Source organism: Cupriavidus sp. CuC1, from assembly GCF_044627735.1.
Lineage (GTDB): Bacteria > Pseudomonadota > Gammaproteobacteria > Burkholderiales > Burkholderiaceae > Cupriavidus > Cupriavidus ulmosensis.
Genome location: NZ_JBIUHC010000008.1, coordinates 120,106 through 136,919, shown reverse-complemented (window position 1 = coordinate 136,919; position 16,814 = coordinate 120,106). Strand labels below are relative to the sequence as shown.

Annotated in this window: 16 protein-coding genes and 1 pseudogene; 6 read left to right on the top strand and 11 right to left on the bottom strand. The window is 65.3% G+C overall.

The genetic code is table 11. From position 1 onward, the window contains the following. From ACGLHR_RS05660 to ACGLHR_RS05645, 4 genes and pseudogenes are all read right to left on the bottom strand, one after another. Window positions 1-279 (bottom strand): annotated as a pseudogene (locus tag ACGLHR_RS05660) (hypothetical protein); the annotation flags it as partial. Window positions 280-375: 96 nt separating this feature from the next. Further along, on the bottom strand, window positions 376-2,145 hold the full coding sequence (gene msbA, locus ACGLHR_RS05655; protein ID WP_400092552.1) for a lipid A export permease/ATP-binding protein MsbA: 1,770 nt from the start codon (window positions 2,143-2,145) through the stop codon (window positions 376-378). Beyond that, window positions 2,142-2,816, bottom strand: a complete 675-nt coding sequence (locus tag ACGLHR_RS05650) for an O-antigen ligase family protein (protein ID WP_400092551.1) — start codon at window positions 2,814-2,816, stop codon at window positions 2,142-2,144. The genes msbA and ACGLHR_RS05650 overlap by 4 nt, the downstream gene beginning before the upstream one ends. After that, on the bottom strand, window positions 2,759-3,394 hold the full coding sequence (locus ACGLHR_RS05645; RefSeq protein WP_400092550.1) for a hypothetical protein: 636 nt from the start codon (window positions 3,392-3,394) through the stop codon (window positions 2,759-2,761). The genes ACGLHR_RS05650 and ACGLHR_RS05645 overlap by 58 nt, the downstream gene beginning before the upstream one ends. 11 nt (window positions 3,395-3,405) lie before the next feature. Between ACGLHR_RS05645 and ACGLHR_RS05640 the strand changes: the two genes are divergently transcribed. Further along, entirely contained in the window at window positions 3,406-4,173 is a 768-nt protein-coding gene (locus ACGLHR_RS05640) for a glycosyltransferase family 2 protein (RefSeq protein ID WP_400092549.1), read from the top strand. On the opposite strand, the gene ACGLHR_RS05635 is transcribed toward ACGLHR_RS05640, so the two are convergent. Both ACGLHR_RS05635 and dnaE read right to left on the bottom strand, forming a co-directional pair. Beyond that, window positions 4,121-5,377: a glycosyltransferase gene (locus ACGLHR_RS05635; protein ID WP_400092547.1), complete on the bottom strand. Its 1,257-nt coding sequence runs from the start codon at window positions 5,375-5,377 to the stop codon at window positions 4,121-4,123. The genes ACGLHR_RS05640 and ACGLHR_RS05635 overlap by 53 nt on opposite strands. A 96-nt stretch (window positions 5,378-5,473) precedes the next feature. Then, window positions 5,474-8,986 (bottom strand): DNA polymerase III subunit alpha, encoded by a 3,513-nt coding sequence (gene dnaE / locus ACGLHR_RS05630; RefSeq protein WP_400092545.1) that lies wholly within the window; start codon window positions 8,984-8,986, stop codon window positions 5,474-5,476. 182 nt (window positions 8,987-9,168) lie between these two features. Between dnaE and ACGLHR_RS05625 the strand changes: the two genes are divergently transcribed. Continuing rightward, window positions 9,169-10,026, top strand: coding sequence for a sulfurtransferase (locus ACGLHR_RS05625; RefSeq protein WP_400092543.1), 858 nt, complete (start codon window positions 9,169-9,171; stop codon window positions 10,024-10,026). A gap of 15 nt (window positions 10,027-10,041) precedes the next feature. On the opposite strand, the gene ACGLHR_RS05620 is transcribed toward ACGLHR_RS05625, so the two are convergent. The 5 genes from ACGLHR_RS05620 to rpsP form a co-directional block, all read right to left on the bottom strand. Then, the gene (locus ACGLHR_RS05620) at window positions 10,042-10,722 is read right to left on the bottom strand and encodes an NUDIX hydrolase (protein ID WP_400092542.1); all 681 of its coding nucleotides are present in this window, start codon (window positions 10,720-10,722) and stop codon (window positions 10,042-10,044) included. 143 nt (window positions 10,723-10,865) lie between these two features. Continuing rightward, window positions 10,866-11,270, bottom strand: a complete 405-nt coding sequence (rplS, locus tag ACGLHR_RS05615; protein WP_267605883.1) for a 50S ribosomal protein L19 — start codon at window positions 11,268-11,270, stop codon at window positions 10,866-10,868. Between the two features lie 75 nt (window positions 11,271-11,345). Next, window positions 11,346-12,134 (bottom strand): tRNA (guanosine(37)-N1)-methyltransferase TrmD, encoded by a 789-nt coding sequence (gene trmD, locus ACGLHR_RS05610; protein WP_400092540.1) that lies wholly within the window; start codon window positions 12,132-12,134, stop codon window positions 11,346-11,348. An 82-nt stretch (window positions 12,135-12,216) separates the two neighbouring features. Beyond that, complete coding sequence (gene rimM, locus ACGLHR_RS05605) at window positions 12,217-12,804, bottom strand: ribosome maturation factor RimM (RefSeq protein ID WP_400092559.1); 588 nt, start codon at window positions 12,802-12,804, stop codon at window positions 12,217-12,219. A 160-nt stretch (window positions 12,805-12,964) separates the two neighbouring features. Further along, a complete protein-coding gene (rpsP, locus tag ACGLHR_RS05600; protein ID WP_006158390.1) occupies window positions 12,965-13,219 on the bottom strand; it encodes a 30S ribosomal protein S16 in 255 nt (84 codons plus the stop codon). Between the two features lie 145 nt (window positions 13,220-13,364). Here rpsP and ACGLHR_RS05595 point away from each other — a divergent pair, with 145 nt between their 5' ends. The 4 genes from ACGLHR_RS05595 to ACGLHR_RS05580 all read left to right on the top strand — a co-directional run bounded on the left by ACGLHR_RS05595 (window position 13,365) and on the right by ACGLHR_RS05580 (window position 16,754). Next, window positions 13,365-14,498, top strand: coding sequence for a PQQ-dependent sugar dehydrogenase (locus ACGLHR_RS05595; RefSeq protein WP_400092539.1), 1,134 nt, complete (start codon window positions 13,365-13,367; stop codon window positions 14,496-14,498). 159 nt (window positions 14,499-14,657) lie between these two features. Further along, window positions 14,658-15,065 (top strand): hypothetical protein, encoded by a 408-nt coding sequence (locus ACGLHR_RS05590; RefSeq protein WP_400092537.1) that lies wholly within the window; start codon window positions 14,658-14,660, stop codon window positions 15,063-15,065. A gap of 274 nt (window positions 15,066-15,339) precedes the next feature. Next, on the top strand, window positions 15,340-15,825 hold the full coding sequence (locus tag ACGLHR_RS05585) for an NINE protein (protein WP_400092536.1): 486 nt from the start codon (window positions 15,340-15,342) through the stop codon (window positions 15,823-15,825). 26 nt (window positions 15,826-15,851) lie between these two features. Next, entirely contained in the window at window positions 15,852-16,754 is a 903-nt protein-coding gene (locus tag ACGLHR_RS05580) for a LysR family transcriptional regulator (protein WP_400092535.1), read from the top strand. The last annotated feature ends 60 nt before the right edge of the window (window positions 16,755-16,814 follow it).

The window sequence follows — 16,814 nt, the reverse complement described above, 5'->3', positions numbered from 1 at the left end:
CCCCATCTCATCGAACAGCGTATCGCTTCTCTCACGAGCACCACGCCCCCGCTCGCCCCGACTTATTGAGCAGTTACGGCCGCCTTCCTTGAGCATCAGCGCATCGTGGTAGGCGAAGAAGGCGCGGAACTCATCCGGCCGGTGGGCCAGCGTCAGGAACACGTTCGGCACGAAGCCCGCCTTGTCCTGGACTTCCAGGATGCGAGCCCGGATGTCCTCGGGCAGGTCCGCGATGGCGGGAACCGGGTAACGGCTCAGCGGGGGTGGCGATGCGGTCATGGTGGTCTCCTTCGGGGGTGTCCCCCTCGATGCACTGCGCATGAACCGCCCGCGCTGGCTGCCGCGGGCAGCGGGAATTCAGCTGGCTGCGCCGGCTTACTGGGTGGCGAACTGGATCTTGTGCAGCCCGGCGTAGAGCCCCTCGGACGAGAGCAGCTCGGCGTGGCTGCCGTGCTCCGCTACCCGCCCGTGGTCGAGCACCACGATGCGATCGGCGTTCTCGATGGTCGACAGGCGGTGCGCGATGACCAGCGTGGTCCGGCCGACCATCAGGGCCTCCAGCGCGGCTTGCACCTGGCGCTCGGATTCCGAGTCGAGCGCCGAGGTGGCTTCGTCGAGGATCAGGATCGGCGCGTCCTTGTACAGCGCGCGCGCAATCGCCATGCGCTGGCGCTGGCCGCCGGACAGCTTCATGCCGTTGTCGCCGATATTGGTCTCGAGACCTTGCGGCAGGCCCTTGATTACATCGGTCAGGTAAGCGGCGGCCAGCGCGCGCTCGACACGCGCCATGTCGATCTGCGTCGCCGGATGCACGCCATAGGCCACGTTGGCGGCAACCGTGTCGTTGAACAGCACCACGTCCTGGCTGACAAAGGCGATCTGGCGGCGCAGGTCCTGCAGCGAGAACGCGTCGATGGTCCTGCCGTCCAGCAGGATGCGACCCTCGGTTGGGTCGAAGAAGCGCGGCACCAGGTTGACCAGCGTGGTCTTGCCGCTGCCCGACGGCCCCACCAGCGCCACCACTTCACCGGCGCTGACGTTGAAGTTGATGTTGTCCAGCGCCGGGCGGGCGGCCTCGCCGTAGCGGAAGCCCACCTTCTCGAACACCAGTTCGCCACGCGCGCGCTCGAGCGGCAGGCCGCCGTCTTGCGGCTCGACCGGCTCGTCGATCAGGCCGAAGATCATCTCGGCCGCAGTCAGGCCGCGCTGCAGCGGCTGGTTCAGGTCGGTCAGGTGCTTGAGCGGCGAGACCAGCAGCAGCATCGCCATCACAAAGCCGGTGAAGCTGCCCACCGTCGTGTGGTTGGACTGCGACTGGATCATCGCGATGGTGAGGATGACAGACAACGCCAGCGCCGCCAGGAATGCCGTGACGGGCTGGTTCAGCCCGCCCGCCACTGCCATGCGCATGGAATAGCCACGCAGGCGCTCGGCCATGGCCGCGAAACGCGACGTCTCATACGCCTCGCCGCCATGCAGCTTGACCACCTTGTAGCCACCGGCGGCTTCCTCGACCACGTAGGCCGCGGTGTTGGTCAGCGCCTGGTGATCGCGATTGAGGCGGCGCAGGCGGCGATTGACCTTGGCCATGACAAAACCGATGACCGGCAGGATCACCGCCACCACCAGCGTCAGGCTCCAGTTGGTATAGAACAGGTAGACGAGCAGCGCCAGCACGGTGAGCGAGTCGCGCACCAGGGTGATCAGCACGCCAGTCAGGATCTGCATGACCTGGTTGACTTCGAAGATCACCGCATTGATCAGCGACGCCGCGGTGTTGCGATGGTAGAACAGCGCGGGCGCATGCAGCATGCGCTGGAACATCTGCATGCGCATCTTCAGCAGCACCCGGTTGGAGATCAGGGCGAGCAGGTAGCCGGAAGCGAACTGCGCCACCCCGCGTACCAGTGCCACGCCGATCAGCAGGGCCGGCACGTGCCAAAGCTTGCCGGCATAGGCCCCGCCGAAACCGTTGTCGAGCAGGTCGTTGACGACCTTGGGCATGATCCCTTCGGCGCCCGCCACAGCCGCCATCGCGATGATGGCGACGATGAAGACGCGCATTTCCGGGCGCAGGTAGGACCAGACTCGCTTCAGGGTGTCGGCTTCCTGTGCGGGGGGCGCATTTTGTTCTTGGACTTTCACGTTTTCTCCACCCCGTCGGCGCGGGGATACTTTGCTTGTACCGCGGCCAGCCCGAGCAACAGCCCGATCACGCCGGCATAAAAAACGATATTTGCCTGGTGCGCCATCGTCACCTGGGTCAGGCCGCTGATCAGGCTGGCCATGACGACGCCGATGCCGGAAGCGCACAAGCTGACGCCAAGGGGATTGGCGTTGCGCCTGCATACGCCTAGCAACCGCCAGAACAGGACACCAGGGACCAGAAACAAGCCCAGCAATGCCAGCATGCCCGGCATGCCCATTGTCGCTGCGGCCTCGAGGACATCATTGTGCGCGTGCTCAAGGGTGCAAACGTCAGACGACCCATGCTCCTTGCAGAAGATGGAAGATTGAGGGATACGCGCGAACTGTCCGACCCCGACGCCAAGCCATGGATGCAAGTGGATCGATTCCAGCGCCATTTGCCAGAGCTTCAACCGTGCACCCACCGACGTTTCGGTATTCCCGTGCTGGAACTGCTCCCATTGTCCCCGCACAAGGTCGACCCGCTGCGCGACGGGGCTGCCAGGCACCAGATAGAATCCCGCAGCCAAGGCAGCGATGAGCACCACGGCGCCAAAGAACTTCGCCGGCCTCATGCTCGGGTAGCGAACAAAGAGCAGCGGATCATCGTGATAAACAATGCCAGCCAAGCGCCGCGCGTGCCATTCACAATCAGCACCGAACCCGCGAGAGCCAGGTCTAGCCAGGCAACCAGATGCGACTTGCGGCTGGTCCCAGGCCGCACGAAGCCAATCAGCCCCAATGCGGCAACCATGTTCCCGAACGCAATGGCCTGGGTCCAGGCCGACGGCCGTGGATCGTTGAGGACCCAGTACTGGAACAGGACAACCACTAGGCTCATCGCCAAAGCGATCGTAATACCACGCCAGATCCGCTGCGGGTCTGGCGCGATTTTGAGGATAACCAGGCATGTCACCAACAAAAGGAGGATGCGTGAAGGGTTATCCATCACGTTCCAGGGGACGTGAAAATAGAGCTTGGAACCCAGGAAGACAAGCACCAAAGCTAGAATAGCGAGCCCGATGGGGCACAGCGTGGCGCGATACTGCGATAACGTGGGCCCCATGCCGCGATGGACAATCAACGCCAGCAGCAAGATGGCGCCCAGGAAAATGCCGGCGCCCTTCGGCACGCACAGTAGCAGGATTGGGAATGCCAGAACTAGCGCATTGGTAAAAGCGGTCACTTTTCCGGCACGGAACATCATAAACAAGCTCTATGAGAATCTCAGTCGTACTAATTACAAAAAACGAGGCACATAACATCCGGGAGTGCCTGGAAAGCGTGTCCTGGTGCGACCGCGCGATTATAGTGGATTCAGGTAGCCGGGACGGCACGGTCGAGCTGGCCCGAAGCCTGGGTGCGGAGGTCTTCGAAACCGAGCACTGGCCCGGCTTCGGCGCCCAGAAAAACCTGGCGGTATCGAAGGCCGACGGCGACTGGATCTTCTCCATCGACGCCGACGAACGGGTCACCCCCGAGCTGCGCGACGAGATTCTCGCCGCGGTGGCATCCGGCCAGTCCGATGCGTACGAGGTGCCTCGGCTGTCGCGCTTTTGCGGCCGCTTCATCCGCCACGGCGGCTGGTACCCCGACTACGTCACACGGCTGTTCCGCCGTGGCCGCGCCCGCTTCACCGACGATCTCGTGCACGAGCGCGTGGTAGCCGATGCGCCGGTCGGCAGGCTCAATTCGCCGCTGCTGCATTACACCTATGACGATTTCTCGCAGGTGCTGCAAAAGATCGACAAATACTCCAGCCTGGGCGCCCAGCAGGGATTTGCCCGCGGCAAGACGGCGTCGCCCGCCAGCGCCGTGCTGCATGGCGCCTGGGCATTCCTGCGCACCTACCTGCTGCGCCGCGGCTTCCTGGACGGCGCGCAGGGGCTCGGCGTGGCGCTGATGAATGGCCAGGCCAGCTATTACAAATACATCAAGCTGTGGTACCTGCAGCAGACGAGCGAGCAGCAGGTGCCGCCACGGTAGGGGCTGCCGCCCCTGCCTGAGGTGCACCCAGCAGCTCCTCGACACAAGCGCTGAAGGCCGCCGAGGTGGGGCCGAAGCCCATCTGCTCGATGTGGACCGCCGCATAGGCCAGCAGGCGGGCGCGCAGCGGCGCGTCCTCGAGCCCGAGGCGGATCGCCTCCGCCAGCGCCGGCACATCGCCAACCGGCGTCAGCAGGCCGGCCTTGCCCTCGGCCAGGATCTCGCGCGGGCCCACCGGGCAATCGGTGCTCACCACCAACTGGCCCAGCGCCATGCCTTCGAGCAGCACATTGGGCAGCCCCTCCATCTTGGAGCTGAACGCCATCAGCCGAGCATGGTGGATCCACGCATAGGGATTGGCCTGGAAGCCGGCAAAGCTGACGCGCTCGCTGATGCCGAGCTCGCGCGCGAGCGCTTCGAGCCGGCCGCGCGAAGCGCCGTCACCCACCAGCACCAGCCGCTCGCACAAGCCCGTGCCCCTGACCAGCGCCGCGTAGGCCCGCAGCAGCGTGGTGAAATCCTTCTGGCTTTCCTCCAGCCGCCCCACCGAAACGATGTAGGGATAAGCCAGCGGGGTGAAAGGCGCCTTGCCGAGCGCGCGAATGCGATCGAGGTCGGTGGCGTTGTACAGGCGGATGAATTTGTCGGCGGCCTCGGGAATCAGCGCCCGCGCGTCGGCCAGCATGCTGTCGTTGAGCACCACGATGCGGTCATAGTGCTCGCGGCACTGGCGCCTCAGCTTGCGCAGCTTGCGACGGTTCTCGCGCTCCAGGTGGGCCACGCTGAAATGCTGGTAGCCGATCATCGGCACCGGCAGGCGGCCGGTCAGCCGCGAGAGCGACATGTCGTAGTCGATAACCAGGTCATAGTCCCGTGCGATGCCGCGAAAGCGCCGGTTGACCAGCGGCTTGCGCAGCGGTGGCAACAGCACTTCTTCATAGATCTTGCCCAGCGGGCCCAGCCTGCCGGCTTTTTTCAGTTGCCGGCAGCGCGAGAGCCAGGCCTCCGGCGCGAGGACATGGATCTTGACGTCCGGCGGCAACATCGCGCGGAAATGCGTCTCCAGCGCCTCGGTCGGATAGGTCAGCGTCAGGCCGATCTCGAAGCGCTCTCGATCCAGCGAGGCCAGCAGCGATACCAGCGAGGTCTCGATGCCGCCGCGCAGGAAGTGGGTCAGGTGGAAGAGGATGCGTTGCTTGGCCATGCGGGGCTTGTGTGATCCATGGAAAGACGAAGATGGACGGCAGCAAAGCCGGCCAGGGCGGCGCTATGCCGTTGCCGCCCCGCCGGCAAGCCCGGGTCAGCCGTACAGCATGCGGACATTCTCGCCAGACAGGGCCGTGCGGAAGCTTGCCAGGGCATCGTCGGATGGCGTGACCAGCCACTGCCGGCCCAGCTCCGCCTCGCAGCGCGCGCCGGTGGTGGCGTAGCTCACGCGCACCGGCACGCCGGGCGTATTGGCCACGTTCGCCAGGTAGGGCGTAAGCAACTCGCGCAGCAGTTCGGTGGAGGCATTGCCGTTGAACGCCAGGCCTACCGCCTCGGCGTACTTGGCGCGCGCCGCCACCAGGTCCATCACCGATTCGGCGGTGAAGCGCACGCCACCGGTAAAGGTGTCGTGGCGGGCATTGCCCTGCACGATGACCATCTCGTCCTCGCGGAACATATGGCGGTTGGCATCGAACAATTCGTTGAACACCGTCATCTCGACCTGCCCGGTGCCGTCGTCGAGCAAGACGATCAGCATCTTGCCGCGCTGCGTCATCTGGGTGCGCATGCCGGTGATGACACCGGCGATGACCTTGCCGCGCACGTCGCGGCCGTAGCCGCCGCCGTTGCCCTGCACTTCCTTTTCCAGGCCGGCCAGCGTGCCCTTGAGGAAGTGGCCGACTTCGTCGCGATAGGCGTCGAACAGGTGGCCGGAGAAATAATAGCCCAGCGCCTGCTTTTCTTCCTGCAGCATGCGCTTGGGCGCCCAGGCCGGCTCGTCGACCAGCTCGGGGCGGTGCGATTCGCCAGCGTCGGCCATCAGGTCGAACAGCGACACCTGGTTGGCCGATTCGGCCTTCTGCTCGGCGGCTTCCATGGCGCGCGACACCGAGGCCAGCAACTGGCCGCGATTGTCGTTGAGGCTGTCGAAGGCGCCGGCGCGGATCAGCGCCTCGATGGTGCGGCGGTTGACCTGGCGGCGGTCGACGCGCTCGCAGAAATCGAACAGGTCGGCAAAGGGCTTTTCCTCGCGGGCACGCAGGATGTCCTCGATGGCGCCCTGCCCCGAACCCTTGATGCCGCCAAGGCCGTAGCGGATGGTCTTGGCATCGGTCGGCGCGAAGCGGTATTCGCTGGCGTTGACGTCAGGCGGCAGCACCTGGAGCTTGTTGAGCTTGCAGTCATCAAAAAGGATCTTGACCTTGTCGGTATCGTCCATGGCGAGCGACATATTCGCTGCCATGAACGCGGCCGGATGGTGCGCCTTGAGCCAGGCCGTGTAGTAGGCCAGCAAAGCGTAAGCGGCCGCGTGCGACTTGTTGAAGCCGTAGCCCGCGAACTTTTCCATCAGGTCGAAGGTATCGTCCGCCTTCTCGGCGGTCAGGCCGTTCTTGGCCGCACCCTCGCGGAACAGCTCGCGGTGCTGGGCCATTTCCTCGGCCTTCTTCTTGCCCATGGCGCGGCGCAGCAAGTCGGCGCCGCCCAGCGAGTAGCCGCCGATGATCTGCGCCATCTGCATCACCTGCTCCTGGTAGACCATGATGCCGTAGGTCTCCTTGAGCACCGGCTCGACGCGCGGGTCCGGGTACTCCACCTTCTCGCGGCCGTGCTTACGGGCGCAGAAGCTGGGGATCAGGTCCATCGGGCCCGGGCGGTAGAGCGCCACCAGCGCGATGATGTCCTCGAAGCGGTCAGGCTTGGCGTCCTTCAGCATGCCCTGCATGCCGCGGCTTTCCAGCTGGAACACCGCGACAGTGTTGGCCGTCTTGAGGATGTCGAATGCCTTGCTGTCGTCGAGCGGGATGTGGCTGCAGTTCCAGTCCGCCATGGACGGGTCGAGCCGGCGGATATAGCGCTCGGCCCAGTCCAGGATGGTCAGCGTGGTCAGGCCCAAGAAGTCGAACTTGACCAGGCCGGCCGCTTCCACGTCGTCCTTGTCGTACTGGCTGACCACACCGCTCATGCCGTCGTTCTGCGCGCCCTGCGTATAGAGCGGGCAGAAGTCCGTCAGCTTGCCCGGGGCGATCAGCACGCCACCGGCGTGCATGCCGACGTTACGCGTCATGCCTTCCACGCGCTGCGCCAGCTCCAGCAACTGGCGCACTTCTTCTTCATTCTTCTCGCGCTCGGTCAGCAGCGGCTCTTCCTTCTTGGCTTCCTCGATGGTGACGAGCTTGCCCGGCTTGAAGGGGATCAGCTTGGCGATGCCGTCGACAAAGCCGTAGCCCAGGTCCAGCACGCGGCCCACGTCGCGCACCGCCGCCTTGGCGGCCATGGTGCCGAAGGTGGCGATCTGCGATACCGCGGCGTGGCCGTACTTCTCCTTCACGTACGTGATCACGCGATCGCGACCCTGCTGGCAGAAGTCGATGTCGAAGTCGGGCATCGAAACCCGTTCCGGATTCAGGAACCGCTCGAACAGCAGCGCGTACTTGAGCGGATCCAGATCGGTAATGCCGAGCGCATAGGCCACCAGCGAACCGGCGCCGGAGCCCCGTCCCGGGCCAACCGGCACGCCGTTGTTCTTGGCCCAGTTGATAAAGTCCGCCACGATCAGGAAGTAGCCGGGGAAGCCCATCTTGATGATGGTGCCGGTCTCGAACTCCAGCCGCGCGTAGTACTCGGGGCGCTTGGCCTCGCGCACGGCTTCGTCGGGGAACAGTACCGCCATGCGCTTTTCCAGGCCTTCCTTGGCCAGGTGCACGAGGTAGTCGTCGAGCGACATGCCGTCGGGCGTGGGAAACAGCGGCAGGCGCGGCTTGCCCAGCTCCAGCGTGAGATTGCAGCGGCGCGCGATCTGCACCGCGTTTTCCAGCGCGGACGGGATGTCGGCGAACAGCGCGCACATCTCGTCCTGGGTCTTGAAATACTGGTCGGTGGTGAAGCGCCGCACGCGGCGGGGGTTGGCCAGCAACTCCCCTTCGGCGATGCAGGTGCGAGCCTCGTGCGCGGTGAAATCGTCGGGCGTCATGAACTGCACCGGATGCGTTGCCACCACCGGCAGGCGCATCCTGGCCGCCAGCTGCACCGCCTGCTGCACATAAGCATCGGTGCCAGGCAGGCCGGCGCGCTGCAACTCGATGTAGAAACGCTGCGGGAACACCTTGGCCCAATGCGCGGCAGCCTGCGCCGCAGCCGCATCGTTGCCGTTGGCCAGCGCCATGCCGATGTCGCCGCCCATGGCGCCGGACAGCGCAATCAGGCCGGTAGCCAGCGGCTGGCCCTCTTCGCCGGTTTCGTCGAACCAGGCCGGGTCGATCTCGGCGCGGCCGCGGTACTGGTTGGAAAGCCATGCGCGCGACAGCAGCACGCAGAGGTTGAGATAGCCAATCCGGTCCTGGACCAGCAGCAGCAGCCGCGCCGGCTTGTCGCGATCGTCGGCGTTGGTGAGCCAGACGTCGGCGCCGACCACGGGCTTGACGCCACCGCCGCGCGCTTCCTTGTAGAAGCGGATCAGGCCGAAGGCATTGGCCAGGTCGGTCAGGGCGAGCGCGCCCATGCCATCGGCGGCCGCAGCCTTGACGGCATCGTCCAGGCGCACGATGCCGTCGACGACGGAGTATTCGGAATGGAGACGGAGATGAACGAAGCGAGGTGCAGACATGGCCGTAATTGTACCGGCTCGGCATGCCCTCGCCTGCCTTCTTTGCGCCACGCACCCGATGGCAAGACCGAGCCGAGCGCTCGGAAAAGCCCGGCACGAGGCCTGCAAGGCGCTATAATTTCGCCTTTCCAATCAGGCAGTTACCGCGCACTCATACGGCGCGGGCCCGTTGCGCGCCACCTATGCAGATCGTAAACATCTCCGCTTACAAATTCGTCTCGCTGGACGACATCCCGGTCTTGCGCCCGGAAATGCGCGCGCGCTGCGAAGCACACGGGCTCAAGGGCACGATCCTGCTCGCGCCGGAAGGCATCAACCTGTTCCTGGCCGGCGTGCGCGAGGCCATCGACGGCTTCGTCGGCTGGCTGCACGCCGACCCGCGCTTTGCCGATATCGAGCCCAAGGAAAGCCTGTCGGAGAACCAGCCCTTCAAACGCATGCTGGTGCGCGAGAAGAAAGAAATCATCACCATGAAGATGCCGCTGATCCGCCCCGAGGCGGGCCGCGCGCCGGCAGTCAAGCCGGTCGCGCTCAAGCGCTGGCTGGACCAGGGCCACGACGATGCCGGCCGCCCGGTGGTGATGCTGGATACACGCAATGCCTTTGAAGTCGCGGTCGGCACGTTCGAGCAGGCGGTCGACTACGACATCGCCAAGTTCAGCGATTTCCCGCCGGCCATCGCCGCGCACAAGGCGGAGTTCGAAGGCAAGACCATCGTGTCGTTCTGCACCGGCGGCATTCGCTGCGAGAAAGCCGCCATCCACATGCAGGAAGCCGGCATCGAGCACGTCTACCAGCTCGAGGGCGGCATCCTGAAGTATTTCGAGGAAGTCGGCGGCAGCCACTATCAGGGCGACTGCTTCGTCTTTGACTACCGCACCGCGCTGAACCCCAGCCTGGAACCGGCCGGCCCCAAGCAGTGCTTTGCCTGCCGCGCCGTGGTCACCGCCGAGGAACAGCAAAGCCCGCACTACGTGGTGGGCAAGAGCTGCCCGCACTGCATCGGGGAAGACATCGAGCCGGCGGCTGCAGCCGCCTGAGCGCGAGGGCAGCCCTCAGGCTGCCAGCAAGTGGTAGAGGTTGCGCAACATGCCGGCAGTGGCGCCCCAGATAAACCGGTGGCCGCCATCCTCGCGCGGAAACGGCATGGCGTAGAACAGCCGCTCGCCGTCCACCCAGCGGAACAGGCGCTGCTGGTGATGCGACGGGTCCATCAGGAAACCCAGCGGCACCTCGAACACATCGGCAACCTCGCGCGCGTCGGGGCGCAGCGTGAAACCGTCGCGGACCAGGCCCACCACCGGGCTCACATGGAAGCCGGTGCCCGTGATGTAGTCGGGCAAGCTACCCAGCACTTCCACATAATCGCGCGCCAGCCCCACCTCTTCCTCGGTTTCGCGCAGCGCCGTGGCAGTCCGGTCGATATCGAACGCCTCGTGCCGCCCACCCGGGAAACTGATCTGCCCCGCGTGCGCGCTCAGGTTGGCGTTGCGCTCGGTCAGCAGCACGGTCAGCCCATCCTCGCGCTCCACCAACGGTACCAGCACGGCTGCATCGCGCAGCTTCAGGCTGCGGTCATAGGCGCGCGACTCATCGGTCAGCTCGGGGTCCCAGGCAGGCGGCGACTGGAGCCGGTGGCGGATGAACTCCGGCTGCAGGCGCACGTCGGCCAGCGGGGGGTGCCGGGTATCGGTGGCGACGATGGGAAGGGATTCGGGATCAAAGGCAGGACGCATAATCGTTGCGAGTATGACAGAAGCCAGCCAAAACGTTTGTGCTGCGACGCGGCAAACGTGGCACGCCGAGATGCAAAAAGGGCACCCGAGGGTGCCCTTTTTGCGCAGCTGCGACCGGCAAGCCGATCGCGGCAACTGGCGCCTTACTGAGCAGCAGCCTTGGCAGCAGCCTTGGCCGGTGCCGACTTGTATGCCAGCTTTTCCTTGATCCGCGCGGACTTGCCCGAACGCTGACGCAGGTAATACAGCTTGGCGCGGCGGACGTCGCCACGGCGCTTCACTTCGATCGCGGCGATCAGCGGCGAGTACAGCTGGAACGTACGTTCCACGCCTTCACCCGACGAAATCTTGCGCACGATGAAGGACGAATTCAGGCCACGATTGCGCTTGGCAATCACGACGCCTTCATAAGCCTGGACGCGCTTGCGGCTACCTTCCACCACGTTCACGCTGACGATCACGGTGTCGCCGGGTGCGAATGCGGGGATGGTCTTGTTCGCGGTCAGACGCGCGATTTCGTCTTTCTCGATCAGCTCGATGATGTTCATCGTTTCTTCTCCTTGTCCATCATGCCGACGTTGTATGCCCCAGGCACGGCCTGGGCCCCGGCAGAGGATGGGGTTTCACTTGGCGGGAGCGAGCTCCCGCCCTTCTTTCGCCAGCCATGCCGACAGGAATTTCTCGTCGACCCGGCTTAGCAACCCTTGACTGCGCGCTGCCTCGATCAGATCGGGGCGCTTCTTCGCAGTATTTGCCAGCGCCTGCTGGCGCCGCCACTTCTCGATCTCGGCATGATGGCCCCCGAGCAAGATATCGGGCACCCGCACACCTTCGTATTCTTCCGGCCGCGTGTAGTGCGGACAATCCAGCAGCCCGTTGACGAAGCTGTCCTGGACAGCCGACTGGGCGTCGCCCAGTACACCCGGCAAATGCCTGACCACCGCGTCGATCACGGCCATGGCCGGCAACTCGCCGCCCGACAGCACGAAATCGCCGAGGCTGATTTCCTCATCGACCCGTCGCTCGATCAAGCGCTGGTCGATCGCTTCATAGCGGCCACACAGCATCACCAGGCCGGGGCGTTGCGCCAGCGACATCACTTTTTGGTGTGTCAGCGGCGCGCCTTGCGGCGACATCAGCACCACGTGCGGCCGTACCGGCTCAGCCTGCGCCGCCTGCTGGGCGGAACACGCCGCGTCGATGGCATCTTCCAGCGGCTTGGCCAGCATCACCATGCCAGGGCCGCCGCCATAGGGGCGATCGTCGATGGTACGGTAGTTGTCGCTGGTGAAGTCGCGTGGATTCCAGGTGCGCAGCGTGTAGCGCTGCTGCTTTGCCGCCCGGCTGGTAATGCCCCAGTCGGTCAGCGCGCGGAACATCTCGGGAAACAGCGTGATTACATCGAACTGCATCCGCCTCTCCCTTTACTTGCCCAACACTCGCCCACCGGCCATCGCCGGCCAAGCGCCCGCGCATTCACCAGCTCGGGCCCGCTCAGTAATCCAGGCCCCAGTCCACCACCACGCGCCGGGCCGAAATATCGACCGAGCGCAGGAATGCGTCGACAAAGGGAATCAGGCGCTCACCCGCCTTGCCATCGGGCAAGGCATGCGCCACCTGCAGGATCTGGTGCGCACCGTTGTCGATCAGCCCGGACACTTCGCCCAGCGACTCGCCCTGCTCATTGAACACGGCGCAGCCGATCAGATCGACCCAGTAGAATTCATTTTCATCCGGCGCGGGGAAATCCTCGCGACGAATCCAGACACGGCGACCCTTGAGCGCTTCCGAGTGGTTGCGCTCGGACACGCCGCTCGCCTGGGCCACCACGGTACCGCTGTGCTCGCGGGACTGCACGATCTTCACGCACAAGGCCTCGGAGGCAACGGCATCCGCCGCGCCAGCCAGGCCGGTTGGCGGCGGCTTCAACAGCCACCAGCGGCGCGCGTGCAACAGCGCGCTCGCATCGTCGGCATGCGGCTGGACCTTGATCCAGCCCCGTATTCCATAAGCCGCGCCGACATAACCGACCTCGATCAGGTCGTCCGGCAGCTTATCGGTATACGCCAGCACCGCCGGCAACCCGGTTGCGCCGCGATTGAGACTGGGCTTTTCCTGCTCACCGGCCTCGCGCCGGGCCGAGGGCTCGAGCGGCACGTTGAGTGGCCGCCGCGCCGGGGCGCCTTGCTTGCGTTCTGTCACGTGTCGTTTGCCACGCGTCGCGAAACGCGCGTCACAACTATCAGGCTACAGCCTTGGCGGCGTTTTGCTTGACCAGACGGGCAACCGTCGGCGACAGCTGGGCGCCAACGCCGGTCCAGTACGTCAGGCGGTCTTGCACCAGACGCAGGCCTTCTTCGCTTGCCGAAGCCAGGGGATTGTAGAAACCAATACGCTCGATGAAACGGCCATCGCGACGATTACGCGAGTCAGCAGCGACGATATTGAAGAAGGGGCGCTTCTTGCTGCCACCGCGAGCCAGACGGATTACGACCATGGGTTTGATTCCTCAGAAAACTTGATGTTCGAACACGAAACGCAAGAGTATAGACCAAATTCCGAGGCCAAACAAACACTTAGAGCGATTGACGCGACACCCGGCCACAGGCATCGTGGTGAAAACCCCGACAGGAGAGCGCGCCATGCGTTTTCACCTTCACATTCGCAGCTTCCGGACCCTGCTCGCGAGCACTTTCGCGGCGTCCGTGGCAGCGATCTGGCTCAGCCCCGATGCCAACGCCGCCCTGCCGCTGGAGCAGATCCAGCTGCCGCCAGGCTTTCGCATCGAATTGCTGAGCGCGGAGGTGCCGGAAGCACGTGGCATGACCCTGTCGCCGGGGGGCACGCTCTTTGTCGGCACCCGCGGCGAAGGCAAGGTGTATGCAATCCGCAACCCGCTGGCGCCCGCCCCGAAAATCAGGACCGTCGCCACCGGCCTGACCATGCCGGTAGGCTTGGCCTTCCGCGACGGGGCGCTTTACGCCTCTTCGACCTCGCGGATCGTCCGGCTGGATGACATCGATGCCCGCCTGGACAACCCGCCCAAGCCCGTTGTGGTAAGCGATCGCTTCCCCTCCGAAACGCATCACGGATGGAAGTTTATCGCCTTTGGCCCGGATGGCTATCTCTATGTGCCGGTCGGCGCCCCCTGCAATATCTGCGCACCCGACGAAAACCGCTACGCCAACATCATGAAGATGAAGCCCGACGGCACCGACTTGCAGGTCGTGGCCAAGGGGGTGCGCAATTCGGTGGGCTTCGACTGGCACCCGGCCACCCGCCAGCTCTGGTTCACCGACAACGGGCGCGACATGCTGGGGGACGATGTGCCCGACGACGAGCTCAACCGGGTGACACGGGCCGGCCAGCACTTCGGCTACCCGTACTGCCACGCCGGCAGCGTTGCCGACCCGGAGTTCGGCAAGCAGCGCGCCTGCTCCGAGTTCGAGCCGCCGGTGGCAAAGCTGGGCGCCCACGTCGCCGCGCTCGGCATGCGCTTCTATACCGGCACGCAATTCCCCGCCGAATACCGCAACAACATTTTCATTGCCGAGCACGGCAGCTGGAACCGAACCAAGCCGATCGGCTACCGCATCGTCCGGGTGGTGCTGAACGAGCGCGGCCAGGCGGTGCGCCAGGAGGTGTTCGCGCAAGGCTGGCTGCAGGGCGACAAACCCTGGGGCCGGCCCGTCGATGTCCAGGTTGCCCCGGACGGCTCACTGCTGGTCAGCGACGACATGGCGGGCGCGGTATATCGCATCCGCTACGCACCCTGAACCCTTGCCGCTCTCGGGATACGGCGCGGCTCTCGGGACAGTAGCGAAACAATCCGTTACACCGGTAACGGCTTTAGCATAGGCGCGCCGAAGACGCGTGCGTACCATGAACCCATATCTCGAACAACCTCACCACGCGACAGGATACTGGGATTCCGCATGCTCCCCCGCACCCTCCTGCGCGACTCGGTGGCTGGCATCCTGTTGGCCGTTTCTTTGCTCGGCCTCACTGCTGTCAGCCATGCACAGGTCGCGTTTTGGCAACATAGCCGGCCCGAAGGCCGGAATGTGAGCAATGCGCAAAGCCAGCCTGGCCAGGGCGCATGGGCGATGGCGAGCGTACGCGCTGAACGGCAAGACCATGTGCGGGCCCAGATCGAACGAATGGAAGCCCGCGCGCGCGCCGATGACCGCCTGAATGGCCGCCCCCAGCCGCCCCAGGAACGCGGCGATGAACGCAACCGGCAGCCCGATCGCAATATGCAAGGCGACAACGGGCGCGGCGAGCAGCGCAGCTCCGGCATGGGCCCGGGCTGGCAAGCGCGCGGACGAGACGGCGGCCGCTAGGCACGCCGGCCCCCTCCCCACTTTTCTTTCTGGCTGATTGCCCTGCCCGCGGCGATCAGCGCTGCTCCGCCTTGCTTCCCCCTCCTCGACGATGTGCCGCGAAAGGAACTCTCGCGGGTATTGCTCGTCCGACGCGTATAGCCTCCTGCCTTGCTCGGCCGGCGTTCGCTCGCGTTTTCCGCCAGCGTACAATGAGCGCCGACGCCAGCCTGACTGGCACTCACCTGAGTTTGCGTCGGCCGCCCCTGCCGGCCATTAACCTAGCTGTCGCCCCATGCCTGCCGCCACCCAAGTTTCAGCCCCCGCTACCCCCAAGCCGCTTCAGGGCAAATCCAAACTGATCACGGTCGCACTGGCCTTCCTGTTCGGCACCGTGGGCCTGCATCGCTTCTACCTAGGTGGCTTGCGCGATAAATTTGCCTGGGCGCACCTGCTGGCGGCACTCGCCGGGGTCATCGGCGTCATGTCGATGCAGACGGGCGCCGGCTCGCCGGCCCTGAACTGGACCTTCGCCATTGCCGGCGGCACGTCGGTAATCAGCGCGTTCCTGGCGGCCATCGTGTATGGCCTGCGCCCCGACGATAAATGGGATGCCCGCTTCAACCCGCATGGCACGCCGACTCGTTCGGGCTGGCCCGTCGTGATCCTGGTCATCCTGTCCCTGCTGATCGGTACGGGCCTGTTGATGGCAGGCCTGGCCATCAGTTTCCAGACCTTCTTCGAATCCCAGGTCGAAGCCGCGCGCGCCTTGTCGCAGTAAGCCCCAGGCCCCGCGCCCCAGCGCCGATGCACTTCGACCTGCTGGACATCGCCGTGTTCGTGCGCGCAGCGTCGCTGGGCAACCTCTCGGCCGCGGCGCGCGATCTCGGGCTGTCCACCTCCTCGGCCAGCAGCCGCCTGGCGCAACTCGAGCAGCAACTCGGCGCGCGGCTGCTGCACCGGACCACGCGCCGCATCTCCCTGACCGGCGAGGGCGAGCGCTTCCTCGAACATGCCGCGCAATTGCTCGACACGGCCGACCAGGCCGCGCAGTCGGTAGGCCACGGCGCGCAAGCGCCCCAGGGGCAGCTGCGGGTCACAGTGCCCGCCTCCTTCGGCCGCCAGCACGTCTCGCCGGCCATTCCCGCCTTCCTCGCTGCCTATCCCGGCCTGACACTGGACCTGCGCCTGATCGACCAGGTGATCGGCCTGGTCGAGGCCGGCGTTGACGTGGCATTGCGCATGGGCGCGTTGCCGGACTCATCCCTGGTAGCACGCCCCCTGGCCCCGAGCCATCGCACCGTTTGCGCTTCGCCCGCCTATCTCGCCGCGCACGGCACGCCCCGGCACCCGGAAGACCTGCGCAACCACAATTGCATCGTGCTGGGCGACCAGGCCTCCTGGCAGTTCGACACGGCGCTGGGCAAGACCGCGGTGGCGGTCACCGGCAACCTGCGCACGGACAATGGCGAAGTCATCCGGGATGCGATCCTGGCTGGCATGGGGCTGGCGCTCAAGTCCACCTGGGATGTTGGCCCCCACTTGCGCAGCGGTGCGCTGGTCAGCGTGCTCCCCGATTACCCGGTGCTGCCGGCCGTGTCGATCTGGGCGGTCTATCCCAGCCGTCGCCAGGTCCCCGCGAAGACACACGCGTTTATCGATTTCTTTGCCGCGCGCTTCGGCGCCCCACCCTACTGGGACTGCCCCTAGGCAGGGTCTTCCGCCTATTCAGCCTCCTCTGCCTCTTCGGCCCGGTAAAAACACGCCTTG

Coding starts and splice junctions, on each gene's coding strand:
- ACGLHR_RS05645 (WP_400092550.1), bottom strand. CDS start 3,394: ATGATGTTCCGTGCCGGAAAAGTGACCGCTTTTACCAATGCGCTAGTT.
- ACGLHR_RS05640 (WP_400092549.1), top strand. CDS start 3,406: ATGAGAATCTCAGTCGTACTAATTACAAAAAACGAGGCACATAACATC.
- ACGLHR_RS05635 (WP_400092547.1), bottom strand. CDS start 5,377: ATGGCCAAGCAACGCATCCTCTTCCACCTGACCCACTTCCTGCGCGGC.
- dnaE (WP_400092545.1), bottom strand. CDS start 8,986: ATGTCTGCACCTCGCTTCGTTCATCTCCGTCTCCATTCCGAATACTCC.
- ACGLHR_RS05625 (WP_400092543.1), top strand. CDS start 9,169: ATGCAGATCGTAAACATCTCCGCTTACAAATTCGTCTCGCTGGACGAC.
- ACGLHR_RS05620 (WP_400092542.1), bottom strand. CDS start 10,722: ATGCGTCCTGCCTTTGATCCCGAATCCCTTCCCATCGTCGCCACCGAT.
- rplS (WP_267605883.1), bottom strand. CDS start 11,270: ATGAACATCATCGAGCTGATCGAGAAAGACGAAATCGCGCGTCTGACC.
- trmD (WP_400092540.1), bottom strand. CDS start 12,134: ATGCAGTTCGATGTAATCACGCTGTTTCCCGAGATGTTCCGCGCGCTG.
- rpsP (WP_006158390.1), bottom strand. CDS start 13,219: ATGGTCGTAATCCGTCTGGCTCGCGGTGGCAGCAAGAAGCGCCCCTTC.
- ACGLHR_RS05595 (WP_400092539.1), top strand. CDS start 13,365: ATGCGTTTTCACCTTCACATTCGCAGCTTCCGGACCCTGCTCGCGAGC.
- ACGLHR_RS05590 (WP_400092537.1), top strand. CDS start 14,658: ATGCTCCCCCGCACCCTCCTGCGCGACTCGGTGGCTGGCATCCTGTTG.
- ACGLHR_RS05585 (WP_400092536.1), top strand. CDS start 15,340: ATGCCTGCCGCCACCCAAGTTTCAGCCCCCGCTACCCCCAAGCCGCTT.
- ACGLHR_RS05580 (WP_400092535.1), top strand. CDS start 15,852: ATGCACTTCGACCTGCTGGACATCGCCGTGTTCGTGCGCGCAGCGTCG.